This is a genomic window from Lacrimispora algidixylanolytica, assembly GCF_003609635.1.
In the GTDB taxonomy this organism is placed as follows: domain Bacteria; phylum Bacillota; class Clostridia; order Lachnospirales; family Lachnospiraceae; genus Lacrimispora; species Lacrimispora algidixylanolytica.
In genome coordinates this window covers 18,206-43,308 of record NZ_MCIA01000013.1, presented here as the reverse complement: position 1 = coordinate 43,308, position 25,103 = coordinate 18,206, and the positions used below count along the sequence as shown (strand labels likewise).

25 protein-coding genes are annotated in these 25,103 nt (G+C 41.5%); 21 read left to right on the top strand and 4 right to left on the bottom strand.

Translation table 11 applies throughout. The features are described from left to right. Positions 1-131 precede the first annotated feature (131 nt). Positions 132-395 (bottom strand): 30S ribosomal protein S20, encoded by a 264-nt coding sequence (rpsT, locus tag BET01_RS09380; protein ID WP_120196543.1) that lies wholly within the window; start codon positions 393-395, stop codon positions 132-134. 177 nt (positions 396-572) lie between these two features. Here rpsT and gpr point away from each other — a divergent pair, with 177 nt between their 5' ends. The 4 genes from gpr (at position 573) to hemW (ending at position 6,144) form a co-directional block, all read left to right on the top strand. Beyond that, complete coding sequence (gene gpr, locus BET01_RS09375) at positions 573-1,550, top strand: GPR endopeptidase (RefSeq protein WP_120196542.1); 978 nt, start codon at positions 573-575, stop codon at positions 1,548-1,550. A gap of 55 nt (positions 1,551-1,605) precedes the next feature. Further along, positions 1,606-3,018, top strand: coding sequence for a stage II sporulation protein P (locus BET01_RS09370; protein WP_120196541.1), 1,413 nt, complete (start codon positions 1,606-1,608; stop codon positions 3,016-3,018). A gap of 107 nt (positions 3,019-3,125) precedes the next feature. After that, positions 3,126-4,940 (top strand): translation elongation factor 4, encoded by a 1,815-nt coding sequence (gene lepA / locus BET01_RS09365; protein ID WP_120196540.1) that lies wholly within the window; start codon positions 3,126-3,128, stop codon positions 4,938-4,940. Further along, entirely contained in the window at positions 4,930-6,144 is a 1,215-nt protein-coding gene (gene hemW, locus BET01_RS09360) for a radical SAM family heme chaperone HemW (protein ID WP_120196539.1), read from the top strand. Before lepA ends, hemW begins: the two co-directional genes overlap by 11 nt. 98 nt (positions 6,145-6,242) lie before the next feature. Here the strand turns inward: hemW and BET01_RS09355 are convergent, their stop codons facing one another. Further along, positions 6,243-6,953, bottom strand: coding sequence for a 3D domain-containing protein (locus BET01_RS09355; RefSeq protein ID WP_120196538.1), 711 nt, complete (start codon positions 6,951-6,953; stop codon positions 6,243-6,245). Positions 6,954-7,182: 229 nt separating this feature from the next. Continuing rightward, positions 7,183-7,740 carry a 3D domain-containing protein gene (locus BET01_RS09350; RefSeq protein WP_120196537.1) on the bottom strand — a complete coding sequence of 186 codons (558 nt, stop codon included), beginning with the start codon at positions 7,738-7,740 and terminating at the stop codon, positions 7,183-7,185. 265 nt (positions 7,741-8,005) lie between these two features. Between BET01_RS09350 and hrcA the strand changes: the two genes are divergently transcribed. The 10 genes from hrcA to thiI all read left to right on the top strand — a co-directional run bounded on the left by hrcA (position 8,006) and on the right by thiI (position 18,820). Beyond that, the gene (gene hrcA / locus BET01_RS09345; RefSeq protein WP_120196536.1) at positions 8,006-9,055 is read left to right on the top strand and encodes a heat-inducible transcriptional repressor HrcA; all 1,050 of its coding nucleotides are present in this window, start codon (positions 8,006-8,008) and stop codon (positions 9,053-9,055) included. Positions 9,056-9,067: 12 nt separating this feature from the next. Beyond that, complete coding sequence (gene grpE / locus BET01_RS09340; protein WP_243117172.1) at positions 9,068-9,697, top strand: nucleotide exchange factor GrpE; 630 nt, start codon at positions 9,068-9,070, stop codon at positions 9,695-9,697. A 58-nt stretch (positions 9,698-9,755) separates the two neighbouring features. Beyond that, positions 9,756-11,612 (top strand): molecular chaperone DnaK, encoded by a 1,857-nt coding sequence (dnaK, locus tag BET01_RS09335; RefSeq protein WP_120196534.1) that lies wholly within the window; start codon positions 9,756-9,758, stop codon positions 11,610-11,612. Positions 11,613-11,761: 149 nt separating this feature from the next. Then, the gene (dnaJ, locus tag BET01_RS09330; RefSeq protein ID WP_120196533.1) at positions 11,762-12,901 is read left to right on the top strand and encodes a molecular chaperone DnaJ; all 1,140 of its coding nucleotides are present in this window, start codon (positions 11,762-11,764) and stop codon (positions 12,899-12,901) included. A gap of 40 nt (positions 12,902-12,941) precedes the next feature. Continuing rightward, positions 12,942-13,508, top strand: a complete 567-nt coding sequence (locus BET01_RS09325; RefSeq protein WP_120196532.1) for a glucan-binding protein — start codon at positions 12,942-12,944, stop codon at positions 13,506-13,508. Between the two features lie 413 nt (positions 13,509-13,921). Next, complete coding sequence (locus tag BET01_RS09320) at positions 13,922-14,665, top strand: sulfite exporter TauE/SafE family protein (protein ID WP_120196531.1); 744 nt, start codon at positions 13,922-13,924, stop codon at positions 14,663-14,665. A gap of 10 nt (positions 14,666-14,675) precedes the next feature. After that, positions 14,676-15,638: a 50S ribosomal protein L11 methyltransferase gene (gene prmA / locus BET01_RS09315; protein ID WP_120196530.1), complete on the top strand. Its 963-nt coding sequence runs from the start codon at positions 14,676-14,678 to the stop codon at positions 15,636-15,638. Positions 15,639-15,651: 13 nt separating this feature from the next. Beyond that, a complete protein-coding gene (locus BET01_RS09310) occupies positions 15,652-16,389 on the top strand; it encodes a 16S rRNA (uracil(1498)-N(3))-methyltransferase (protein WP_120196529.1) in 738 nt (245 codons plus the stop codon). Between the two features lie 58 nt (positions 16,390-16,447). Further along, positions 16,448-17,602 carry a cysteine desulfurase family protein gene (locus BET01_RS09305; protein ID WP_120196528.1) on the top strand — a complete coding sequence of 385 codons (1,155 nt, stop codon included), beginning with the start codon at positions 16,448-16,450 and terminating at the stop codon, positions 17,600-17,602. 39 nt (positions 17,603-17,641) lie between these two features. After that, positions 17,642-18,820 carry a tRNA uracil 4-sulfurtransferase ThiI gene (gene thiI, locus BET01_RS09300; protein ID WP_120196527.1) on the top strand — a complete coding sequence of 393 codons (1,179 nt, stop codon included), beginning with the start codon at positions 17,642-17,644 and terminating at the stop codon, positions 18,818-18,820. Positions 18,821-19,014: 194 nt separating this feature from the next. Here thiI and BET01_RS09295 read toward each other — a convergent pair whose 3' ends face one another. Continuing rightward, positions 19,015-19,248, bottom strand: a complete 234-nt coding sequence (locus BET01_RS09295) for an HPr family phosphocarrier protein (protein WP_120196526.1) — start codon at positions 19,246-19,248, stop codon at positions 19,015-19,017. Positions 19,249-19,396: 148 nt separating this feature from the next. On the opposite strand from BET01_RS09295, the gene mtaB reads away from it, so the two are divergent. From mtaB to BET01_RS09260, 7 genes are all read left to right on the top strand, one after another. Beyond that, a complete protein-coding gene (mtaB, locus tag BET01_RS09290) occupies positions 19,397-20,728 on the top strand; it encodes a tRNA (N(6)-L-threonylcarbamoyladenosine(37)-C(2))-methylthiotransferase MtaB (RefSeq protein WP_120196525.1) in 1,332 nt (443 codons plus the stop codon). Between the two features lie 67 nt (positions 20,729-20,795). Continuing rightward, positions 20,796-21,056 carry an IreB family regulatory phosphoprotein gene (locus BET01_RS09285; protein ID WP_120196524.1) on the top strand — a complete coding sequence of 87 codons (261 nt, stop codon included), beginning with the start codon at positions 20,796-20,798 and terminating at the stop codon, positions 21,054-21,056. 261 nt (positions 21,057-21,317) lie between these two features. Beyond that, positions 21,318-21,752, top strand: coding sequence for a Holliday junction resolvase RuvX (ruvX, locus tag BET01_RS09280; RefSeq protein WP_120196523.1), 435 nt, complete (start codon positions 21,318-21,320; stop codon positions 21,750-21,752). Next, on the top strand, positions 21,749-22,030 hold the full coding sequence (locus BET01_RS09275; protein ID WP_120196522.1) for a DUF1292 domain-containing protein: 282 nt from the start codon (positions 21,749-21,751) through the stop codon (positions 22,028-22,030). Before ruvX ends, BET01_RS09275 begins: the two co-directional genes overlap by 4 nt. Before the next feature lie 320 nt (positions 22,031-22,350). Next, a complete protein-coding gene (locus BET01_RS09270) occupies positions 22,351-24,018 on the top strand; it encodes a ribonuclease J (RefSeq protein WP_120196521.1) in 1,668 nt (555 codons plus the stop codon). 48 nt (positions 24,019-24,066) lie between these two features. Beyond that, positions 24,067-24,471, top strand: coding sequence for an endolytic transglycosylase MltG (locus BET01_RS09265; RefSeq protein ID WP_120196520.1), 405 nt, complete (start codon positions 24,067-24,069; stop codon positions 24,469-24,471). Beyond that, entirely contained in the window at positions 24,458-25,099 is a 642-nt protein-coding gene (locus BET01_RS09260; protein ID WP_120196519.1) for an O-methyltransferase, read from the top strand. Before BET01_RS09265 ends, BET01_RS09260 begins: the two co-directional genes overlap by 14 nt. Positions 25,100-25,103: the final 4 nt, after the last annotated feature.

The window sequence follows — 25,103 nt, the reverse complement described above, 5'->3', positions numbered from 1 at the left end:
ATAGCTCCCTGTCAAATTGACAGAGGGCTGCTTTCATAAATCGACCCCGCTTTTTTCTTTTTGCCAAAAAAGGCAACAAAAAATCCCACTCAGCGGGTTAAACCGAATGGGATAAAATTCTGTTCTATGAATTAAGCCATTGCGTTAACAGCTCTAGAGATTCTGGATACTTTCCTGGAAGCGTTGTTCTTATGATATACGCCTTTAGTTGTAGCCTTGTCAATCTCTGTGATAGCGCTGATTAATGTTGCCTGAGCAGCAGCCTTGTCACCGGCAATAATAGCAGCGTCTACCTTCTTAATAGATGTCTTCACTTTGGATCTGGTCGCTTTGTTTCTTTCAGCCTTAGTTTCGTTAACTAAGATTCTTTTTTTAGCAGATTTAATGTTAGCCAATCTGTACACCTCCAATATACTGTTATATGATTATTCTTTGTTTTGCATCAAAGTCTGGACACGGACAGTTCAATGTAAACATACCTTTATATTTTAACGAATATCGTCCCATATGTCAATACATAATTCCTGCTTTTTTGCAGAAAATACCTATGATAAGCTGGAAAGGAGGAAAAAATGGAAAACACATTTGAAGTGCGTACAGATCTGGCGGTAGAAGAGAAAGAAAGTTTTCCTGGTGATGGTGGTGAGATCTCGGGTGTATCTCTAAGAGAATGGCATCGTTCCGGCAGCCGAATTAAAATGACGGAAGTTAAAATTTTAGACAAAAAAGGTGAAAAAGCCATGGGTAAACCCGTTGGCACCTACATTACTTTGGAGGCCGATGAGCTCTCCAAAAAGGATGAAGATTATCACAGGGAGGTGTCCGAAGAACTAGCCTCCCAAATTGAGCGCCTTTTGGAAGGGAAAAAGTTCAGGAAACCAGATTTCCACGTGCTGGTAGCAGGACTTGGCAATTCCTCTGTTACCCCAGATTCATTGGGACCAAGAGTCCTTAATAATCTACAGGTAACGCGGCATTTAAAGGTCCAATATGGAGATGACTTTCTAAAAGGAAGAAGCATGCCAATAATCAGCGGAATCGTACCGGGGGTAATGGCTCAGACCGGTATGGAAAGTGCGGAGATTTTAAAAGGAATTATCATGGAGACAAAACCTGACCTAATCATTGCCATTGACGCTTTGGCGGCTAGGAGTGTCAAGCGCCTTGGAACAACCATACAGCTAACAGATACAGGCATTCATCCTGGCTCTGGTGTTGGAAATCACAGGGTTAGTCTGACAAAAGATAGCCTTGGGATACCTGTAATGGCCATCGGTGTGCCAACGGTAGTGGGAGCTGCGGCCATTGTACACGATACAGTATCTGCTATGATTGGGGCCTTATCCAATAAAATGGAAACAAAGGGCATGGGGGATTTTGTTGAGAAGCTTAGCTCGGATGATCAGTATAACCTGATTAAAGAGCTGTTAGAGCCAGAATTTGGTGCTCTTTATGTAACACCTCCAGATATTGATGAGACAGTCAAGGAGTTGAGCTTTACCATCTCAGAAGGAATTCACCTGGCATTTTTGGGACAGGAAGAATCGTAGTAAAATACAGGCTTTCTGCATAGGATATTAAGAATGATAGTGCAGGAAGGCGGCTATGAAAAAAAGTAATGGTTTCCTAAACCGGATAATTAAAAATTTGATGATCACAGTAAGCCTTATTTTGGCCGTTTTCTTAGGCATTAGGGAAGCTTCCCAAGTTGGGAAAAAGGCTGATTTTAGTAAAGCAGAGGTACTGGTAAAAGAAGGAGCTGGCTTTGGTGTCTCCTATATCTGGAGACACCAGTATCCTGCAGTTGTGTGGGATGAAGAAAATAGTAAAAGCAGTTCTGAAAAAAAAGATGAATCTATGGGAAGTGCACTGTTTCATTTTTTTGTAAGCCGTTCTCCTCTTTACCGTTATTCCAGTGACAGTAAAAAAGGAGATATAGACTATGAAGAAGCAGATCCCTCTTATCGTGGTTATATAGAAAGTGGTAAGTTTTACGAGGAACATGGGTTTCTTCTGTATGATGGTGGAGAAGAGAGCGGTGAAGATGGCTCAGTAAATGCGGGATCTCCAACAATGAAATCAGGAGAAGCAAATGCAAAAGCCGGAGAGAATACGGCAACAGATCAGGGCAACGTAACATCTGCTAAGGAAATAGCTGGGGTTAATGAACCACTAAAAGATCATAATAAAACGGTAAATAAAGATGATAGCCTTACCTGTGCATCAAGCAGTATATGGCCCATTGTGGGAACCACATATTTAAAAGATCAATTGGCTGACTATGATTTCATGATGAAGCATTTTTATAGTGTTCACACTTCTACAACAGCAGGAAGAGATCTTATGAAGGCAAATGAATTTCTATCAGAAGATTTCACCTTAAAGGGAGGAAATGACAAACCTCAGATTCTTATCTATCACACCCACTCCCAGGAAGAATATGCGGATCATGGACCGAACAAGCCAGATGCGACCGTTGTAGGATTAGGCAACTATTTAACAAAGCTCCTCACAGAAAAAGGATATAATGTCATCCACGATACAACAGTCTATGATTTGCAAAATGGAAAACTAGACCGGAATAAAGCATATACTTATGCTTTGGATGGAATTACCGGGATCCTTCAAAAGAATCCATCCATTGACGTAGTACTAGATGTTCATAGAGATGGGGTAAATGAAAGCCTGCATATGGTAAATCAGGTCAATGGAAAACCTACGGCTCCCTTAATGTTTTTTAACGGTGTCAGCCAGACGCCAGAGGGTCCCATTGAATACCTGGCAAATCCATTTCGTGAGAAAAATCTGGCTTTTAGTTTTCAAATGCAATTGGACGCAGCAGCTTATTTTCCGAATCTGACCAGAAAAGTTTATATAAAAGGACTCCGTTATAATCAACATTTAAGAGCAAGATCTGCCTTAATCGAGGTAGGTGCTCAGACCAATACATACCAGGAAGCGTTAAATGCCATGGACCCCCTCGCAGAAGTTTTGGATATGGTGTTGCAAGGAAATTAAAAAAATGGTATATTTTTAAGGATATCATAAGATTTTTGGCGGATTGTCTCTTTTTTAACTAGAAGCGCCCGAATCGACCAGAAACATCAGAAAAGAGGAGTTACTTTATGGCAGCTGTCCAGCAGAATAAGATACGCAATTTTTGTATTATCGCTCATATTGATCACGGGAAGTCAACCCTTGCAGACAGAATTATAGAGAAGACCGGACTGCTTACCAGCAGGGAAATGCAGGCTCAGGTTCTTGACAATATGGATTTGGAACGAGAAAGAGGAATTACCATCAAAGCTCAATCCGTTCGTACCGTATATAAAGCACAAGATGGTCAGGAGTATATTTTTAACATGATTGATACACCTGGTCATGTGGATTTTAACTATGAGGTTTCCAGAAGCCTTGCAGCTTGTGATGGCGCTATTCTAGTCGTAGATGCCTCCCAGGGAATCGAGGCTCAGACCCTTGCCAATGTATACCTGGCGCTGGATCATAACTTAGATGTTTTTCCAGTACTCAATAAGATTGATCTTCCAAGTGCTGACCCAGAGCGTGTCGTGCAAGAGATTGAAGACGTCATAGGCATAGAAGCTCATGATGCTCCCCGCATTTCTGCAAAGACCGGATTGAATGTGGAAGATGTTTTAGAAGCTATCGTTAAAAAGATTCCTGCCCCAGAGGGAGATCCCGAGGGACCTTTAAGAGCGCTGATTTTTGACTCTCTTTACGACACTTATAGAGGGGTTATTATATTTTTCCGAGTCAAGGAAGGAACTGTAAAAAAAGGCGATAAAGTGCTTATGATGGCGACCAAAGCAGTGGAAGAAGTGGTTGAGGTAGGTTATTTTGGAGCAGGACAGTTTATTCCTTGTGATGAATTAAGAGCCGGCATGGTAGGTTATTTAACCGCCAGTATAAAGAATGTAAAAGATACTTCGGTAGGCGATACCATCACACATGCAGCAAGACCATGTGCAGAGCCGCTTTTGGGATATAAAAAAGTGACCCCTATGGTTTATTGCGGACTTTATCCTGCAGACGGGGCACGCTATAATGATCTTCGTGAGGCACTGGAAAAGCTTCAGTTAAATGATGCTTCCCTGTTCTTTGAGCCAGAGACATCTCTTGCCCTTGGTTTTGGTTTTCGATGCGGATTTCTAGGGTTGCTCCATTTAGAGGTAATCCAGGAACGTTTGGAACGAGAATACAACTTGGATCTTGTAACCACGGCCCCAGGCGTTGTTTACCGGGTATATAAAAGAAATGGCGGAATGCTAGAACTGACGAACCCATCAAACCTTCCAGATCCAACAGAAATTGAATATATGGAAGAGCCAATAGTAAGTGCGGAGATCATGGTTACTACGGAATATGTAGGATCGATTATGACTCTTTGTCAGGAACGACGCGGTGTTTATCTTGGCATGGAATATATGGAAACCACAAGAGCCTTATTAAAATATGAGCTTCCTCTTAATGAAATCATCTACGATTTCTTTGACGCATTAAAATCCCGTTCCAAAGGATATGCTTCCTTTGATTATACATTAAAAGGCTATGAGCGTTCCGAGCTTGTAAAGCTGGACCTCCTGGTCAACAAAGAAGAAGTCGATGCGTTATCCTTTATCGTTCACGCAGAATCTGCCTATGATAGAGGAAGGAGAATGTGTGAAAAGCTGAAAGATGAGATACCAAGGCAGCTTTTTGAGATTCCGATTCAGGCAGCCATCGGCGGCAAGATCATTGCTCGTGAGACCGTTAAGGCTATGAGAAAAGATGTACTCGCCAAATGTTATGGTGGAGATATTTCACGTAAGAAAAAACTTCTTGAAAAACAGAAAGAAGGTAAAAAACGTATGCGTCAGGTCGGTAACGTAGAGATACCACAGAAGGCATTTATGAGCGTACTGAAATTAGATGATGAATAAAAAAAGTTTGGAGATTTACGTGCATATCCCATTTTGTGCACGTAAATGTGCATATTGTGATTTCCTTTCCTTCTCCGGAAATGAGTGTGTGCAAAGAGATTATACAGAAAAATTGATAGAAGAGATCGAGTATCAAAGTGCCTATGCAAAAGAATATCAGGTGATCAGTATCTTTATCGGTGGGGGCACTCCTTCTATATTAAAGACAGAAGATATGGAAGCTGTCTTAAATGCCTTAAGAACCCGGTTTGACATTCATCCTCATGCAGAGGTTACCATGGAGGCCAATCCTGGCACTGTGACCCAGGAAGGGCTCTTAAGCTACCGGAATGCTGGGGTCAACCGTATCAGCATGGGACTTCAGTCTGCCGATGATAAGGAACTTCGTTATCTTGGCAGAATTCATACGTATGATGCCTTTTTGAAAAGTTATCAAAGGGTGCGAATGGCAGGTTTTGATAATGTAAATGTAGATTTAATATCTGCAATTCCAGGACAGACCGTGGAGTCATGGAAAAACACCTTAAAAAAGGTGACCATGTTGAAGCCAGAGCACATTTCCGCCTATAGCCTTATTATAGAAGAAGGAACTCCTTTTTACGACAGATACGGGGATCATGTGGAGATGGAAAGCCATGCGATGACAAAGGAAGAGCGAAGGCTGTTAATGGCATTGCCAGACCTCCCTGACGAGGACTCTGAACGAGAGATGTATTATCTCACCCAAGAGTTTTTATTGGAGCAGGGATATGAACGGTATGAAATTTCTAATTACACGAAAAAGGGATATGAATGCCGCCACAATATTGGGTATTGGACCGGCATGGAATACCTTGGTCTGGGACTTGGAGCTTCCTCCTATATGAATGGATGTCGCTTTCACAATACCACGGATTTAAATGATTATCGCAATGCCCATTTTGATCAGGAGGAAGGCTTTCATCAGGCACTCAGGCAAGAATTAGAGCGTCTTTCCATCGAGGAAAAGATGGAAGAGTATATGTTCCTGGGACTCCGTTTGACAGAAGGAGTATCGGCTCATGGATTTGTCAGCAACTTTGGCCAGAATATTCGCAATGTTTATGGACAGATACTTGATAGACTAGAACAGGACGGGTTGATGGAATTTAAGGATGGTTTTTACCGACTCACTTCCCGAGGGATTGATTTAAGTAACTATGTTATGAGTCAGTTTTTGCAATAAAAATAGTTTTTTGTCATAAATCATTTGAGAAATATATTAGGCGTAGGACGCAAAGAGGATTATCACTTTTTGCATTCTACGCCTATTATTATCCAAATCTACTGAACCAGAAAGATCTCCATACTCCTGGTACCGTAAAATCTAGTTTCACCATGAGTATTAAAAAAGATATCAATATGTCTGCCCTTAACACCGCCGCCGCAATCCTCTGCTGTGTAAATGACGCCACCTATCATAAGCTTGCTTCCATAAGGAATGACTCTTGGATCAACGGAGATGGTATGGTTGGAAGCTGCAATGGTTCCGGTGCTGGTATGGCCGCCCCATTTACCAGAGCACTGTCTGCAAGGACAGTAAGCGGTTGTTTTAAATGTACCAAGAGAGCGGAGATTAACCGCAGATACGTCAGTTCCAACACCATATACCTTGGTACCGGAAAGCTTCTGACCGGCGGCATAGGCATCAATGAGATACGTGCCGTTTCCATAGGAATCCCAGGGAACGCTTACCTCAAACCCGTAATTCCCCGTTCCCGTGCCTTGTTGGGGTAAGTCCGCCCTGTGCTTGGAGGTTGTGGTTTCAAGCTCAGCAGTTACCTGTCCACTTAACTGGTTGGTGATAATAACCTTCACCGGTAGAGAAGAATCAGGCTCCGAGCTGTTAAAAGCCCAACCCCTTACGTTCTTATCATCCGCTCCGTCAATAATTCCTGTGACCGGGCCCGCATAGGATATAAAAGCATTTATCAAAACAAATACCGTCATTAGTAAAAATCCTAGAATCTGGTGGATGTGAATTCTTTTTATCATATTACAAATACTTCCTTTCTTTTTTACAAACCGTAATATAATTTAATACTATTATAATTATATGTAACAGTTTTGTAATAAATGAGGTACAAGTATTCATTTTACATATTTTTCCATAAAAGTCAAGACTAACTTATCCATTTGGGGGAGTGGGGTTAAATTTAGACATCAAAAAAGCACCTCAGAAAGCGAATTCTTATCGCTTTACTGGGCGCCATTTGGACATGTATTAGTTTACATTCACTGCAAAAATCTCTTTTGTCTGTCTGCCGAAGTTTATCGCTTCATCCCGACTACCAAAGAAGATATCAACCTTATTTCCTCTGATTCCGCTTCCTGTATCTTCCACAGTATAGATCACGTCATCGATCATAACCATCGTGCCGATAGGCAAAATCGTTAAATCAGCAGACAAGGTATGCTGTGCTTTTGGTGTGGTACCGGAGTAGGTCCGGCCGATTTTTCCGCTTTTGCTAGGGCAATATGCAGTAGCAGAAAAAAGTCCTAGTGATGCTCCTTTTTCATAAACAGGTCCAGTTGGCTCTGTTTTCGTTGGTTCTGTTTCTTTTTTGATACCAGGTCCGGTTTCTTCTGAGGCTTTTGTGCTCTCAGTGCTGCTCTCGCTTTTGGCATCACTTTTTATCGTTTGGACACTGGCGGACTGTGCATCCGCTGTAGTCTGTTCTTTTCCTACAGCTTCATCTGCCATTGCAGATGTAGATAACAGCAGAATACAAAGGATTGTCAGGAGTCCGGTGATTCGTAATTTACCTGAAAAACGCTTCATGATTAACCTCGCAATCGTGTTGTTATTGTGTATCATTTACTATTATATTACAAAAGTGTTAAAAGTCAAGAAAAAAATGTCAACACCTTTGTAATATATCAAGGAACAATGCGAAATTATGTAGAAACAGGTCACAAAACTTAACTTATTTTTTTTATAGGAATGTATTGACAAATGTTGAAAAAAAGCATATATTATGAAAAGAAGATGTTAGCACTCCTGAACGTTGAGTGCTAACAAGGCATTAAGAAAGGAGCGTGGCAGTTTGAAGGATAAAGATCAGCTTGATGAGCGTAAGATAACTATTTTAAAGGCTATCATTAAAACTTATCTGGAAACCGGAGAGCCGGTTGGTTCTCGGACAATATCAAAGTATACGGATTTGAATTTGAGCTCTGCCACAATCCGTAATGAGATGTCTGATCTGGAGGAGCTGGGGTATATCGTACAGCCCCATACTTCAGCAGGAAGGATTCCTTCCGACAGGGGATACCGCTTTTACGTCGATCAGATCATGCTGGAAAAGGAAGAAGAAGTTACTGAAATCAAGGATCTGATGTTAAAGAGGGTGGACCGGGTAGAGGGTATGTTAAGGCAGATGGCAAAGCTTCTGGCTCAGAACACCAACTATGCGGCTATGATAAGCGCTCCCCAGTATCACCTTAATAAGCTTAAGTTTATTCAACTTTCAAAGGTAGACGAAGGAAAGCTTTTGGTGGTAATCGTAATCGAGGGCAATATCATTAAGAATACCATAATTCCTATTGATAAGGTACTAGAGGAGGAAGAGCTTCTAAATCTCAATATTCTTCTAAACAGTGCTTTAATTGGACTGTCTATAGAAGAAATCAATCTTGAAGTGATCAGCAGGCTGAAGGTTCAGGCTGGCCCTCACAGCGAGGTGGTTGACCGAGTGCTTACCGAGGTGGCAGCAGCCATTCGGGCAGATGATGAGGATTTACAGATTTACACCAGCGGAGCTACCAATATTTTTAAATATCCGGAGATTAGCGAAGGAGATAAGGCCAGCAGGCTGATTAGTACTCTGGAACAAAAGGAATTTTTGCAGGAGCTGGTTGACGATGTCAACGACACGGAAGCAAATTCCGGAATCCAGGTTTATATTGGTGATGAGGCTAAATTTAAGAATATGAAGGACTGCAGTATTGTAACAGCGAACTATGAGCTTGGAGAAGGGCTAAGAGGAACCATTGGAATCATAGGCCCCAAGCGAATGGATTATGAGAAAGTTCTCAGTACTCTGCGCAATTTAATGACGCAGCTTGATGTCATATTGAAAAAAGATGAAAGGTAAAGGGAAAGAACATTGAGCATGGAAGATGTGAAAAAAGATGAGAAACTGGCAGAAGAGGTTTTGAATCAGGAAGATGCCATTTCCTCTGAAAAAGAGATAGAAGGCACAGAACCCACAGCAGAAGAGACTGGGCAGAATGAAGATGGAAGTACAAAGGGTGATCCTTTAAAGAAAGGCTTCTTTGGTAAGAAAAAAGAAAAGCCTGATCCAAGGGATGAAAAGATTGAGGAGCTGACCGATCGTCTCCAAAGAAGTATGGCTGAATTTGACAACTTCAGAAAGAGAACAGAGAAAGAAAAATCAGCTATGTTTGAAATCGGTGCAAAGGATATCATTGAACGGATTCTTCCAGTCGCTGATAACTTTGAACGAGGCCTTGCAGCCATTCCTGAAGAGGAAAAGGATTCTGCATTTGCAGACGGCATGGAAAAGATATACAGACAGCTTGTAAAAGCTCTGGAAGAGGCAGGCGTAAAGCCAATCGAAGCAGTTGGTCAGCCGTTTAATCCTGATTTCCATAATGCAGTTATGCACATTGAAGATGAGTCTTTGGGAGAGAATGTAGTTGCCCAGGAACTTTTAAAAGGTTATACCTACCGTGATACTGTGGTGAGACATTCCATGGTACAGGTAGCTAATTAAATAAATCATAAAAATTGAAAACATTAACATTGTTTCATAAATAGGAGGAAATAAAACTATGGGCAAGATCATTGGTATTGACTTAGGTACGACAAACAGCTGTGTAGCCGTTATGGAAGGCGGTAAGCCAGTTGTAATCCCAAATAGCGAAGGAGTAAGAACAACTCCATCTATCGTGGCATTTACAAAGAACGGAGAAAGATTGGTAGGTGAGCCTGCAAAGCGTCAGGCAGTAACAAATGCAGACCGTACCATTTCATCCATCAAGAGACATATGGGTACTGATTATAAGGTAACCATCGACGGCAAGAATTACAGCCCTCAGGAAATCTCTGCTATGATTTTACAGAAATTAAAAACGGATGCAGAAGCTTACTTAGGTGAGAAGGTAACAGAAGCAGTTATTACAGTTCCTGCTTACTTTAACGATGCTCAGCGTCAGGCAACCAAAGATGCTGGTAAGATTGCAGGACTTGATGTAAAACGTATCATCAACGAGCCTACAGCAGCAGCTCTGGCATATGGTCTTGACAATGAGCATGAGCAAAAGATTATGGTATACGATTTAGGTGGCGGTACTTTCGACGTATCTGCAATTGAAATCGGTGATGGCGTTATTGAAGTACTCTCAACCAACGGTGATACCCGTTTAGGTGGTGATGATTTCGATACCCGTATTACACAGTGGATGGTTGACGAATTCAAAAAGGCAGAAGGCGTTGATTTATCTGGTGACAAGATGGCTATGCAGAGATTAAAGGAAGCAGCAGAGAAGGCAAAGAAAGAACTTTCTTCCTCTACTACTACAAATGTCAACTTACCATTTATCACTGCTACCGCAGAAGGACCAAAGCATTTGGATATGAACTTAACCAGAGCTAAATTCGATGAGCTTACTCTTGATTTAGTTGAGCGTACCGCAGTTCCAGTTCAGAGTGCCCTAAAGGATGCAGGAATTACATCTGCTGAATTAGGAAAAGTACTTTTAGTTGGTGGTTCTACTCGTATGTTAGCAGCTCAGGAAAAAGTAAAACAGTTAACTGGCAAAGAGCCTTCCAAATCTTTAAACCCAGACGAATGCGTTGCAATCGGCGCTAGTATCCAGGGTGGTAAGCTTGCAGGCGATGCAGGTGCAGGTGATATTCTTTTACTTGATGTTACACCACTTTCTTTATCCATCGAGACTATGGGTGGCGTAGCAACTAGATTAATTGAGAGAAATACCACAATTCCTACAAAGAAGAGCCAGGTATTCTCCACTGCAGCAGACAACCAGACCGCTGTTGATATCAATGTCGTACAGGGTGAGAGACAGTTTGCGAGAGACAATAAGACATTAGGTCAGTTCCGTCTTGATGGTATTCCACCAGCAAAAAGAGGTGTTCCTCAGGTCGAAGTTACGTTTGATATTGATGCCAATGGTATCGTTAACGTATCCGCAAAAGATTTAGGAACTGGTAAGGAACAGCACATCACCATTACTTCCGGCTCTAACATGTCTGATAATGATATCGATAAAGCAGTAAAAGAAGCGGCTGAGTACGAGGCACAGGATAAGAAGCGCAAGGAAGGCATTGATGCAAGAAATGATGCTGACTCCATGGTATTCCAGACAGAGAAAGCGCTTCAGGAAGTTGGAGATAAATTAGATGCCAACGATAAGGCAGTTGTAGAAGCAGATTTAAATGCATTAAAAGAAGCCATCAACAGAGCACCAATTGATGAGATGACTGATGCGCAGATTGAAGATATTATGACAAATAAGGAAAAACTGATGACTGGTGCCCAGGCTTTATTTGCTAAGGTTTATGAGCAGGCACAGGGTGGCGCTGCAGGCCCAGATATGGGCGCGGCAGGAGCAGATGCTTCCTATCAGGATAGTGACGTAGTTGACGGTGAGTACAAAGAAGTGTAAACTAGTCTGGTCAGTTAACAGGGCTTGGGAAAAAGTGTTGTAGTGATACAGCACTTTTTCCGCAGGCATGAGTTCCTTACAGTTGGACTCTTTTGTTCGGCAGGATGAGTCCTGCCGGACTTCCTTAATTTATGAAAGGTAGACCTAAGATGGCAGAGAGTAAGAAAGATTATTATGAGATTCTTGGCGTTCCCAAAGATGCAGATGATGCAGCGATTAAGAAAGCTTACAGGGCATTGGCTAAGAAATACCATCCAGATACGAATTCCGGAGATGCTGTAGCAGCAGATAAGTTTAAGCAGGCTTCCGAAGCTTACAGTGTTTTAAGTGATTCCGATAAGAGACGCCAGTATGATCAGTTTGGATCAGCTGCATTTGACGGCAGTGCAGGAGCCGGCGGATTTGGCGGCTTTGATTTTGGTGGATCAGATATGGGAGATATCTTTGGAGATATTTTCGGAGACATGTTTGGCGGCGGCCGTGCAAGAGGCGGTGCCAGTTACAATGGCCCAGCAAGAGGTGCCAATGTTAGAACCAGCATCCGCATTACCTTTGAGGAGGCTATTTTCGGTTGCGACAAAGAAATTGAGATTAATTACAAAGAAGAATGTAATTCCTGTCATGGAAGCGGAGCTAAGGCTGGAACAACGCCAGCTACCTGTACGAAATGTAATGGAAAAGGTAAAATCATGTATACCCAGCAGTCCTTCTTTGGTCAGGTACAAAGTGTCCAAACTTGTCCAGACTGCAACGGCACTGGTAAAGTGATTAAAGATAAGTGTCCAGATTGTTATGGTAGTGGATATAATACCAAAAGAAAGAAAGTCAGTGTTTCAGTTCCACCAGGAATTGATAACGGCCAGTCCGTTCGATTTGCAGGCAAAGGCGAGCCAGGAACCAACGGAGGAGAAAGAGGCGATCTTCTTGTAGAAGTAGTCGTATCTAATCATCCAATCTTTAAGCGTCAGGATACCAGCATCTTTTCAACCGTGCCTATTTCCTTTGTAAATGCGGCACTTGGTGGTACCATAAAGATTAAAACAGTTGATGGCGATATGGATTACGAGATCAAATCTGGAACCCAGACCGATACCAAGGTTCGTCTAAAAGGAAAGGGAGTTCCTTCCTTAAGAAATCGAGCTGTACGTGGTGATCATTATGTAACATTGGTAGTCCAGGTACCAGAGCGTTTGACAGAGGTTCAAAAAGAAGCACTTAAGACGTTTGAAGATGTCATGAATGGCACTACGGACGGGGAAAAACATAAAAAAAAGGGAATCTTTAAATAGGTTTTTTGGGGGGATATATTTGTAAAAGGGAAGGGAAGAAATGAGAAAGACTCAGGGAAAGCTGGTACTTATTTTATGTTGCCTACTTCTTTCCGGTTTTTTTTCGGGGCGTGCTGCAGCCGATGAGACACAAGCAGTGAGAAAATTTCCAGGCATTCATGGTTCGGGAACTACGTTTCGGGGACCAATGGAAGGACCCGGTTCTTCCGACTGCTGGGACGACGATGAAGATGATGACGACGACGATGGTCCTAACAGCCACAGTTACGAAAGAGGCTGGCGTTACAGTCCTGCTGGCTGGTGGTATCAGTATGGTGACGGAACCTGGCCATCGGATGGCTGGAAATACCTAGATGGCAGATGGTACCGGTTTGATCAGGGTGGCCATTTGCTTTTGGGATGGTATATTGATCCCAGAGGGGACCGGTACTATTTAAATCCAGTGGATGACGGAACCTTTGGCTCTATGAGGATTGGCTGGCAGATTATCGATGGCAAAGCCTATTATTTTAATACGATGTCAGATGGATTATTAGGAAAGCTCTTAGTAAGTGTCGTGACTCCCGATGGTTACTCGGTAGGAGCGGACGGCGTCTTAAAGCAGTAAAGTAGTTATTCAAGGATTGGGGTATACAAAAAGCAGAAAACAGATCTAAACGTGGATTAACTCCAGTTATAAGATCCGTCTTCTGCTTTTTGTGTTGCATATTATGAAAATAGATTCTGCTTCGTTGTTAGGCGTTCAGGCGGGTGTGATGGAGCGTAATGCATCAAGGAATTTCGTTTACTTGATATTTTTTTGCCTTAGTTCCGGGAACGAAACAGAAGTCCTTTTCATCCGTTCTATTAGTTAATGCACTAGGTATGTTTTTTATTGCATCTTTTTTTAAAAACTTTTAAAATATTTTTTTTGAGTCGAAAATTCTTCCATAAATCCATGATTTTATAAGCTTGCAACGGATTTCATTGTATGTTATGATATCATGTGGTTTAGTTTTGACAGAAGAAAGGAAACCGCAAATGTACCAATATCTGATCGTATGTCCCCTTGTTTTTCTTGCGGGATTTGTAGATTCCATTGCAGGCGGTGGCGGACTGATTTCCCTTCCAGCTTTTATGGCAGCAGGAATACCACCTCATTTTGCACTTGGAACCAATAAACTTAGTTCCACTCTGGGTACTATTATTTCAACCGCCCGGTATGCAAAAAACGGATTCATTCAAATAAAACTATCCGTATTGTCTGCTCTTTGTGCGATCGTTGGTTCTGTGATAGGAGCTCATTTATCGTTGCTTGCCAGCGAGCAGGTGCTAAAAGCTATGATGGTGGTAATTCTACCAATCGTTGCATTTTATGTTTTCAAAAATAAAAATTTTGGTGATTCAAAGGAAGAAAGTCTTCCCGAACGAAAAACCCTTTTCATTAGTATGGGCGCAGCACTAGTCGTTGGTTGTTATGATGGATTTTACGGTCCTGGGACAGGCACTTTTTTACTGCTTCTCTTAACAGGTCTTGCTAAGATGAATGTTAGAAACGCTTCGGGAACCACGAAAGTAATCAATTTGTCATCAAACATAGCGGCACTGGTGACTTTTTTAATAAATGGTAAGGTGATGATACCCCTTGGACTTGCAGCAGGTGTTTTTTGTATCGCAGGTCATTACATTGGTTCTGGTCTTGTCTTAAAAAATGGACTTAAGATCGTGCGCCCGGTGGTATTCGTGGTGCTCCTTTGCCTGTTTGTGAAAATAATAAAAGGATAGGGTAATAAATATGAGATGGAAAAAATTTACACTCACTACAACGACTGAGGCTGTGGATTTAATCAGCAGTATGTTTGATGAGATAGGAATAGAAGGAATTGAAATCGAGGATAATACACCTCTTACTGAAGCTGAGACAAAGGGAATGTTTATAGATATCCTGCCTGAGCTTCCACCCGATGAAGGTATTGCAAAGGTAAGCTTTTATCTTGATCCGGATTCCGATGTTGATATAGAAGAGATGTTAAAGCGTGTAGAGGAAGGACTTGATGAGTTAGCCCTTTTTACCGATCTAGGTGTCCGCACTCTTGAAACCAGTGAAACAGAAGATAAAGACTGGATTAATAACTGGAAGCAGTATTTTAAACCATTTACTGTCGATGATATTTTGATCAAACCTACCTGGGAAGAGATTCCAGAGGAGCATAAGGATAAGCTTCTAATAGAAATTGATCCTGGTACTGCTTTTGGTACTGGTCAGCATGAGACGACTCAGCTTTGCATTCGTCAGCTTAAGAAATATGTAACTCCTGATACTAAGATACTTGACGTAGGTACTGGAAGCGGTATTCTTGGAATTACTGCGTTAAAGCTCGGGGCAAAAGAAGTATTTGGAACCGATCTCGATGAGAACGCCATCGTTGCAGTCAAAGAGAACATGGAAGCGAATGATATCTCTGATGATAAATTTAGAGTTTTAAAAGGTAATATTATTGATGATGAAGATGTGAAACAGGAAGTCGGATTTGAAGCTTATGATCTAGTGGTAGCAAACATCTTAGCTGATATTATTATTATACTTCAAAAAGAAATTCCAGTTCATATGAAAAAAGGCGCTATTTTTATTACCTCCGGCATCATTAATATGAAGGAAGAAGCAGTAAAGAAAGCATTTTCAGAAAATGAAGCTTTTGAACTGGTAGAAATTACTTATCAGGGCGAATGGGTTTCCGTGACGGTGAGAAAAAAGTAGAAAGAGGGATAGGATGTATCACTTTTTTATCAGCCAGGACCAGGTGGGAGAGGATCACATAACCATCTTAGGACCTGATGTAAACCATATCAAGAACGTTCTGCGCATGGGTGCAGGAGAAGAAGTACTCATAAGCAACGGTATCGATAAAGATTACCTGTGTGAAATCGTGTCCGTGACTTCTAAGGAGGTCACCGCCAGGATTTTATCCGTGGAAGAGGGCGGGAAAGAACTTCCAGCCAGGATTACCCTATTTCAGGGACTTCCAAAAAGTGATAAGATGGAACTTATCATACAAAAAGCAGTAGAGCTTGGTGCCTATGAAATTGTTCCGGTAGAAACAAAGCGTACTGTGGTAAAATTAGATAAGAAAAAGGAAGAGTCAAAGCTTCGCCGCTGGAATGCGGTTTCAGAAAGTGCTGCCAAACAGTCCAAACGACTGATTGTGCCGGAAGTGGCAGGTGTCATGACCTTAAAAGAAGCTCTTGCTTTTGCAAAAGATTTTGATTTAATCATAATTCCTTACGAGAATGCCAAAGGCATGGAACGAACAAGGGAAGTTCTGTCTTTCGTAAAGCCGGGGATGAATGTAGGCGTATTCATTGGACCGGAAGGCGGCTTTGAGGATTCGGAGATCGCTCTTACGGAAAGCTTTGGAGCAAAGACAATTACACTTGGAAAACGGATTTTGCGGACAGAAACGGCCGGGTTATCCGTGTTGTCCGTATTGTCTTTTTTGCTGGAACCATAAAGAAAGTTTCCTCGTCCCGGATCGAATCCGTTTGAAGAGGAATGGGAGTAAAACATAGATGGAAGTTTATTTTGATAACGCGGCGTCCACGAAGGTGCTGGAGCCGGTAAAAGACATTGTTCTTAAGGTTATGACAGAGGATTACGGGAATCCGTCTGCAAAACATAAAAAGGGAATGATAGCGGAACAGTATATAAAAGAAGCAGCAGAAATCATTGCGGATACCTTAAAGGTAACACCGAAGGATATTTTATTTACATCAGGTGGCTCCGAGTCCAATAATATGGCTCTTATTGGAGCAGCCATCGCCAATAAGCGAGCTGGAAACCACATCATAAGCACTGGGATCGAGCATCCGTCGGTATACAATCCTCTTGCTTATTTAGAGGAGTTGGGATTTACGGTTACTTACCTGCCAGTAGATGCCATTGGAAACATCTCTTTGGAGGCGCTTAAACAGGCCATACGTCCTGACACCATCTTAGTTTCTGTCATGTACGTAAACAATGAGATCGGTGCCGTAGCCCCCATTGAAGCCATATCTAAGGTGATAAAAAAGAAGAATCCTTCCACTATTTTTCACGTGGATGCCATACAGGCTTACGGAAAGTTTGTCATTCGGCCAAAACGACAGGGAATTGATTTGATGTCAGTCAGTGCTCATAAGATTCATGGACCAAAGGGAGTTGGCTTTTTATATATCGACCCTAAGGTTAAGATTCGTCCTTTGATCTATGGCGGCGGACAGCAAAGAGGGTTAAGAGCAGGTACGGAGAATGTCCCTGGGATTGCAGGTCTTGGAGTGGCAGCTAAATTCATGTATACCGATCATGAACAAAAGATGAGTGCCATTATGGATCTAAAGGATTATATGATAGAAAGACTTAAAGAAATCGATGGAGTGACGGTAAACAGCCTGAAAGGGGATTTATCCGCGCCTCAAATCGTCAGTGCAAGCTTTCTTGGGACACGCAGTGAAGTACTTCTTCATGCGTTGGAAGATAAGGGAGTTTATGTTTCCTCAGGCTCTGCCTGCTCCTCCAATCATCCAGGAGTCAGCGGAACCTTGGTGGGAATTGGAGTTAAGAAGGAACTTCTTGATTCGACCCTAAGATTTAGCTTTGGAGTCTTTAACACAAAAGAAGAGATCAATATCTGTATCGATACGCTAAAGGAACTTCTTCCAATCCTCAGACGGTATCAAAGAGGTTAGTGTTTATTCACTAGGAAGTATAGAAAGAAAGGACAACAGATGCAATATAAATCATTTTTAATTAAATACGCAGAAATAGGAGTAAAGGGAAAGAACCGTTACTTATTTGAAGATGCTCTAGTTACTCAGATTCGTCATTCTTTAAAGAGAGTGGAAGGAAATTTTGAGGTTTGTAAGGAATCTGGTAGAATTTATGCTACAGCAGAATCTGACTATGATTTTGATGAAGTGGTAGCAGCGCTAAAGCGCATTTTCGGAATCGCAGCCATTTGCCCCATGGTTCAGGTGGAGGACTTAGGTTATGAGGATTTAAAAAAACAGGTATTATCTTATGTAGATGAGTTTTACGAAGATAAGAATTTTACCTTTAAGGTTAATACAAGAAGAGGAAATAAAAAGTATCCAGTCAACTCCGAACAGATCAACCGTGATCTTGGAGAAATTATTTTACATGAGTTTTCAGAGACAAAGGTTAATGTTCATAATCCAGATGTGATGCTTCATGTAGAAGTGAGAAATAAGATCAATATTTATTCCCACGTCATTCCAGGTCCAGGCGGCATGCCGGTAGGAACCAATGGAAAAGCCATGCTTCTCTTATCTGGTGGTATCGATAGCCCGGTAGCTGGCTACATGATCGCAAAGAGAGGCGTAAAGCTTGACGCCGTTTATTTCCATGCGCCTCCATATACCAGTGATCGCGCAAAGCAGAAGGTAGTGGATCTTGCAAAGCTTGTTTCCAGATATTCCGGCCCAATTCGCCTTCATATCGTAAACTTTACAGATATCCAGCTTTATATCTACGACAAGTGCCCTCATGAGGAGCTTACCATTATCATGAGACGTTACATGATGCGAATTGCAGAGAGTCTGGCTGCAGAAAGCGGAGCGTCTGCACTGATTACAGGAGAGAGCATTGGACAGGTAGCATCTCAGACCATGCAGTCATTGATGGCAACCGATGCATCTGCCACCATGCCAGTATTTCGTCCGGTCATTGGTTTTGATAAACAAGAAATTGTTAACTTATCGGAAAAAATAGGAACGTATGAGACTTCAGTTCTTCCTTTTGAAGATTGCTGTACCATCTTTGTAGCGAAACACCCGGTAACAAAGCCTAACTTAAAGGTGATTGAGCGTTCTGAGGAGAATTTGGCAGAAAAGATTGATGAATTAGTAGAGACTGCAATCAATACAGTAGAAAAAGTTTGGTGTTAAAGAAGCAAGAAAGAGTCTGACTTGTCAGACTCTGGCGCTGACGCGCTGTCACTTTAGTGACATCTTCCTCTTAAGCGTCATGCGCATCCTGCAGGTCGTGCTTTTTATTTTATAGGGGAGTTCTACGAACTCCCCTATAAAATAAAAAAGGGGTCCGGCATCAATGGCCGGGCCCTATTTTAAAACTGATTTTTTTAATCTACGATGTATGGAGCTAAAATGTTTAGAATTTGTTCCACATCGCTTTCGGAATGAATGTTTAAATCGATTGGTTTGGATAAATCAAGACTAAAAATACCCATAATGGATTTAGCGTCGATCACATATCTGCCAGAAACGAGATCAAAATCGGTGTCAAATTTTGTTAAATCATTTACGAAAGATTTTACTTTGTCGATTGAATTTAAAGATATACGAACTGTTTTCATGAGAAAACCTCCTTTAGTGAGCTCTTTATTTATATTGGGGATCGTCCCCTTTTCCCTTACATACTACTGGCATATTATGTAAAAGTCAATGGTAATTTTAGATGAAAAAAATCATAATAAAAGGATAATTTAGATAGGAGAAAATAAAATGAGAAAGGCAGCCCTGCATAACCTTGGTTGTAAGGTTAATTCATACGAAACAGAGGCCATGCAGCAGCTTCTGGAGAATGCTGGATATGAAATTGTCCCATTTACAGAAGAGGCTGATGTTTATATTATAAATACATGTTCTGTCACCAACATTGCGGACAAAAAGTCCAGGCAGATGCTTCACCGGGCCAAAAAAATGAACCCGGGCGCAGTGGTGGTTGCTGCCGGATGTTATGTTCAGGCAGCAGGAGAAGAATTAAAAAAAGATGAAGCCGTTGACCTGATTGTGGGCAATAATAAAAAAACGGAGCTGGTTACTATTCTCGATGATTATTTTTCAGACCGAGAGGATGTATTAGAGGAGACCGTTATTGATATTCGTAGTACAAGGGAATATGAAAGTCTCTCTATTGATAAAATTGCTGATCATACAAGAGCTTTTATTAAAATTCAAGATGGATGCAATCAGTTTTGCAGCTACTGTATCATTCCTTATACCAGAGGACAAGTGCGAAGCCGTAAGGCAGAGGAAGTGGTAGAAGAGATAAAGCGCTTGACTGCTACCGGTTTTCAAGAGGTGGTGTTGACAGGGATTCATCTAAGCTCCTACGGGAAAGATTTCCCAGCAGAAGAAAGAATCACTCTTTTGGACCTGATTATTAAAATTCATGAGGTGGAAGGGCTTAAGAGAATTCGGTTAGGTTCTCTGGAACCAAGAATCGTAACAGAGGAGTTTGCAGTCACTTTATCAAAGCTTACAAAGATATGTCCTCATTTCCATCTATCCCTGCAAAGTGGTTGTGATACCACGTTAAAACGTATGAATCGTCATTACTCTGCGGAGGAATTTTATAACTGCTGTAATATTCTAAGAAAAGCCTTTATAAACCCTGCCATTACTACCGATGTAATTGTGGGCTTTCCGGGAGAAACAAAAGAAGAATTTGTAATGACAAAGGAATATCTTGAAAAAGTTCGTTTTTATGAGATGCACGTATTTAAGTATTCGAAGAGAAACGGAACCAAGGCAGCCGAGATGACGGATCAGGTACAGGAATTTATAAAATCAGAGAGAAGCAGCGAGCTTCTTATACTGGAAAAAGAGATGTCTCTAGCTTATCGAAAGTCTTATTTAGGCAGCAAAGCAGAGGTTTTAATAGAAGAATCTTTTGAAATCAATGGAATCAAATATATGATCGGTCATACAAGGGAATATGTAAAGGCAGCCGTACCTTATGAGGAAGGCTTAAAGGGAAAATTACTTGTGGGAATACTGACTGAAATGCTTACGGATGAAATAGCATTATTAAATATTATGGGACAAATATAATTTTTATCTTGCCGAAACTATAATTATGGTTTAGAATATAAGAGAACAGTTAAAGGACGTGAGGAACATGGGCGATATTCATAACACACAATTTTTCAAAGCAGTTCAGGAAAATAAAATGAACGTAAGCCAGGTACTGGAACAGGTTTATATTGCCCTCACAGAGAAGGGGTATAATCCTATCAACCAGATCGTGGGTTACATTATGTCAGGAGATCCTACTTATATTACCAGCCATAAGAACGCCAGAAGTCTAATCATGAAAGTTGAACGTGATGAGATTTTGGAGGAATTGATGCGGGTATATATTGATACGATGTTAAAGTAGCGACGTGGATAATCTTTAGTCTAGCTGTCAGATGAAGTGAAAGAGGCGGAGTCTGACAGTTTGTTTTTTTATGTAATAGGAAATTGTTTTCTATTCCGTAAAAAGCCCTGCCGGGCTGGAGGCACATGACACCCATTAGAATGATTGTCACTATTGTGACAGCGTGTCAGCGCTAGTGTATGAGAAACCAAACTCGTTGTTCTACAGTTGGCTGCGCACCAGCTTTGTTTTGTTGCATAAATTTGACGTGGAGAAAAAAATATGAGAATTATGGGACTGGATTTTGGTTCTAGAACTGTAGGAGTCGCAGTTTCTGACCTCCTTGGCATAACTGCCCAGGGCGTAGAGACCATTACAAGAGAAGAAGAAAACAAATTACGAAAAACCTGTGCCCGGATCGAAGAATTGATTCAGGAATTTGAGATTGAAACCATAGTTTTGGGTTATCCTAAGAATATGAACAATACAATAGGTGAACGTGCTTTAAAGACAGAAGAATTTATGGAAATGTTAAAAAGACGGACCGGGCTTCCTGTCATCTTATGGGATGAAAGATTAACAACCCTAGCATCAGAGCGCATCTTAATAGAAAGCGGCGTAAGACGGGAGAATAGAAAGGCTGTCATTGATAAAGTGGCGGCAGGACTAATATTACAAGGTTATCTGGATAGCTTAACAACAGGAGATAAAGAATGAATAACGAAGAAAAGAAAATCACCCTGACAACAGATGAAGGGGATTGTGTTGATTTTTACGTTCTGGAAGAAACCAGAATTAGTGATATGAATTATCTGTTAGTTACTGATGCAGCAGATGATGATGAAGAAGGTGAATGTTACATCTTAAAAGATTTATCAGAGCTGGAAGAATCTGAGGCTTTGTATGAATTTGTGGAAGATGATAACGAGATAGATTATTTATTTAAAATATTTTCCGAACTGCTTGACGGAGCGGATGTAAATATCGAAAAATGATGGTGAGCAGATAGCATCCCGGGTCACATCTACTGACAGAGGAGATCTTTGATCAGGTCAGTCTAAAGTGTCCGGGGATTTGGTTTGTGATGATTCTTTTTAAAGTCAATGACAAAGTGAGTGTTACAATGGAGGTGCCCGCTGTAAATTGGGGGCTTAAATTGTGAATCCTGACGTCATCATGATAGGATATGAAGCCGGTGCGAAAACGTATTTTCTTTTATAAGTGGCTTTTTGGATACACTTGGGCAGGTCCTAAGGTATTACGGTGGAAAAGTGAAAAAGAATAGAACGGAAAATGATAAAATGGAGGTAAAAGATTGAAGAAACAAGACAGCAACGCGAAAGTTAAAATTATTCCCTTAGGCGGAATGGAACAAATCGGTATGAATATCACTGCGTTTGAATGCGAGGACAGTATCATTGTCGTAGACTGCGGATTGGCATTCCCTACCGATGACATGCTTGGAATCGACCTGGTAATACCAGACGTTTCTTATTTGAAACAGAATATTGAAAAGGTGAAGGGGTTTGTTATCACCCATGGTCATGAAGATCATATCGGTGCTCTTCCTTACATTTTAAAAGAGATCAATGTACCAGTTTACGGAACCAAACTGACCATTGGACTTATTGACAACAAATTAAAAGAGCATAACCTTTTAAAGAACACAAAGAGAAAAGTAATCAAACACGGACAGTCCATTAACCTTGGATGCTTCCGTATCGAATTTATCAAGACAAACCACAGTATCGCCGATGCTTCTGCTCTTGCCATTTTCTCTCCGGCAGGAGTCATTATACACACGGGCGATTTTAAGATTGACTATACTCCTGTATTTGGAGAGATCGCTGATCTTGAGCGTTTTGCAGAGCTTGGCAAAAAGGGAGTACTGGCACTTTTATGCGACAGCACCAATGCAATGAGACCTGGATTTACGGCTTCTGAAAAGACGGTAGGAAAGACTTTTGATAATATATTTTCTGACCATAAGAACAATCGTATTATCGTGGCTACTTTTGCATCGAATGTGGACCGTGTGCAGCAGGCCATTAATTCCGCAGCCAAATACGGGCGTAAGGTAGTTGTCGAAGGACGAAGCATGGTAAATGTGATCGGCACTGCAAGTGAGCTTGGCTATATCAATATCCCAGAAGGGACTTTAATTGACATAGACCAGCTAAAGAATTACCCAGACGAGCAGACCGTTCTTATTACCACAGGAAGCCAGGGAGAATCCATGGCAGCGCTTTCCCGAATGGCAGGCAGCACCCATAAAAAGGTTTCCATTAAGCCAAACGATGTTATTATATTAAGCTCTAACCCGATTCCAGGCAATGAAAAGGCTGTCTCTAAGGTAGTCAATGAGCTTTCCGTGAAGGGAGCTGAGGTAATCAGTGATGATACCCACGTATCAGGACATGCGTGTCAGGAAGAAATAAAGCTGATGTATGCACTGGTTCACCCCAAATACTCCATTCCAGTTCACGGTGAATACCGTCATCTTATGGCACAGAGAAATTTGGTTCAGTCCATGGGAATGCCAAAGGAAAATATCATCATCATGTCTTCTGGTGACGTGGTAGAGTTGTGCCAGGAATCTTGTAAGATAGTTGATCATGTACAGTCAGGCGCTATTTTAGTTGATGGCCTTGGGGTCGGCGATGTAGGAAATATCGTATTAAGAGATAGACAAAATCTTGCACAGAACGGAATCATCGTAGTGGTTCTTACTCTGGAGAAGTTCTCAAACCAGCTTTTAGCTGGACCAGACATTGTATCTCGTGGTTTTGTATATGTACGAGAATCTGAGGATCTGATGGAAGAAGCCAGAAGGATTGTCAACGACGCAGTTCAAGATTGCCTGGATCGTAAAATCAATGACTGGGGTAAAATCAAGAACATTATCAGGGACAGCTTAAGTGATTTCCTTTGGAAGAGAATGAAACGTAATCCAATGATTCTTCCAATTATCATGGAAGTATAATCAAAAGCTGAAATAACCGTACCTTTAACAAGAGAGGAATGGAATTTTATGAGCCGGACGACGAACGAGATCAATAAAGTAACAGGAGCGGTTATTGCCATATCCATAAGGCTTATCCTTCTGGCTCTTATTGTCCTTCTTCTTTATGAAGGAGTCACAAAGGGTTATGAATTCGGCCATGAAATTTTTTATGCGTCAGCGATGGAGGAAAAGCCTGGACGGGATATTGATATCAAGGTGGAGAAGGGTGATTCTATCGCTAGCGTGGCAAAGCTTTTAAAGGAAAAAGGCCTGATTACCAATTCTTATTCCTTGATGATACAGGCTGAGTTTTTTAACTATAAGGCAAATTCGGGAAGCTATACCTTAAATACTTCCATGACCTCTAGGGATATCCTTCAGATGATGAATGAGAATACAGAGAAAAAGGAAGGCAAAGATGATAGTAAATGACCGAATTACAGAATATATCAAGTCTCTGGAGCCACAAGAGAGCCCGCTCATTTATGAGATTGGGAAAGAGGCAAGAGAGAACGGTGTTCCTGTTATAAGGGAAGAAACCGCAGCTTTTTTAAAGACTATGACAGCGGCCATGAAGCCGAAAGCTATATTAGAGGTGGGTACGGCTGTTGGCTATTCCACTCTTTTGATGGCAGAAGCAATGGGTTCTGACTGTCAGATTACAACCATTGAAAAATATGAAAAAAGGATCCTCATAGCCAGTCGGAATTTTGAAAAGGCAGGCAAAACAGATTGCATCACCTTGTTAGAAGGAGATGCAGGGGAGATATTAAAGGGGCTTACAGGCCCCTTTGACCTTGTCTTTATGGATGCGGCCAAGGGACAGTATTTAACCTGGCTGCCCCAGATTCTTAAAGTGATGAGAGTTGGCGGTATGCTCATATCAGACAATGTGCTTCAAGATGGAGATATCATAGAGTCCAGATATGCGGTAGAGCGTCGCAATCGCACCATTCATGGGCGGATGCGGGAATATCTCTACGAGTTAAAGCATTCTGATAATTTGACCACCACCATTGTACCTATCGGTGACGGTATTACCGTCAGCGTTCGAATATAAAGAA

Excerpts from the sequence above, each read along its gene's own strand:
- ruvX (WP_120196523.1), top strand. The coding sequence starts at position 21,318 with ATGAGAATTATGGGACTGGATTTTGGTTCTAGAACTGTAGGAGTCGCA.
- hemW (WP_120196539.1), top strand. The coding sequence starts at position 4,930 with ATGATGAATAAAAAAAGTTTGGAGATTTACGTGCATATCCCATTTTGT.
- BET01_RS09370 (WP_120196541.1), top strand. The coding sequence starts at position 1,606 with ATGAAAAAAAGTAATGGTTTCCTAAACCGGATAATTAAAAATTTGATG.
- lepA (WP_120196540.1), top strand. The coding sequence starts at position 3,126 with ATGGCAGCTGTCCAGCAGAATAAGATACGCAATTTTTGTATTATCGCT.
- BET01_RS09355 (WP_120196538.1), bottom strand. The coding sequence starts at position 6,953 with ATGATAAAAAGAATTCACATCCACCAGATTCTAGGATTTTTACTAATG.
- BET01_RS09325 (WP_120196532.1), top strand. The coding sequence starts at position 12,942 with ATGAGAAAGACTCAGGGAAAGCTGGTACTTATTTTATGTTGCCTACTT.
- mtaB (WP_120196525.1), top strand. The coding sequence starts at position 19,397 with ATGAGAAAGGCAGCCCTGCATAACCTTGGTTGTAAGGTTAATTCATAC.
- BET01_RS09260 (WP_120196519.1), top strand. The coding sequence starts at position 24,458 with ATGATAGTAAATGACCGAATTACAGAATATATCAAGTCTCTGGAGCCA.
- prmA (WP_120196530.1), top strand. The coding sequence starts at position 14,676 with ATGAGATGGAAAAAATTTACACTCACTACAACGACTGAGGCTGTGGAT.
- BET01_RS09295 (WP_120196526.1), bottom strand. The coding sequence starts at position 19,248 with ATGAAAACAGTTCGTATATCTTTAAATTCAATCGACAAAGTAAAATCT.
- dnaJ (WP_120196533.1), top strand. The coding sequence starts at position 11,762 with ATGGCAGAGAGTAAGAAAGATTATTATGAGATTCTTGGCGTTCCCAAA.
- BET01_RS09265 (WP_120196520.1), top strand. The coding sequence starts at position 24,067 with ATGAGCCGGACGACGAACGAGATCAATAAAGTAACAGGAGCGGTTATT.
- BET01_RS09285 (WP_120196524.1), top strand. The coding sequence starts at position 20,796 with ATGGGCGATATTCATAACACACAATTTTTCAAAGCAGTTCAGGAAAAT.
- thiI (WP_120196527.1), top strand. The coding sequence starts at position 17,642 with ATGCAATATAAATCATTTTTAATTAAATACGCAGAAATAGGAGTAAAG.
- BET01_RS09310 (WP_120196529.1), top strand. The coding sequence starts at position 15,652 with ATGTATCACTTTTTTATCAGCCAGGACCAGGTGGGAGAGGATCACATA.
- dnaK (WP_120196534.1), top strand. The coding sequence starts at position 9,756 with ATGGGCAAGATCATTGGTATTGACTTAGGTACGACAAACAGCTGTGTA.
- BET01_RS09350 (WP_120196537.1), bottom strand. The coding sequence starts at position 7,740 with ATGAAGCGTTTTTCAGGTAAATTACGAATCACCGGACTCCTGACAATC.
- gpr (WP_120196542.1), top strand. The coding sequence starts at position 573 with ATGGAAAACACATTTGAAGTGCGTACAGATCTGGCGGTAGAAGAGAAA.
- BET01_RS09275 (WP_120196522.1), top strand. The coding sequence starts at position 21,749 with ATGAATAACGAAGAAAAGAAAATCACCCTGACAACAGATGAAGGGGAT.
- BET01_RS09320 (WP_120196531.1), top strand. The coding sequence starts at position 13,922 with ATGTACCAATATCTGATCGTATGTCCCCTTGTTTTTCTTGCGGGATTT.
- BET01_RS09305 (WP_120196528.1), top strand. The coding sequence starts at position 16,448 with ATGGAAGTTTATTTTGATAACGCGGCGTCCACGAAGGTGCTGGAGCCG.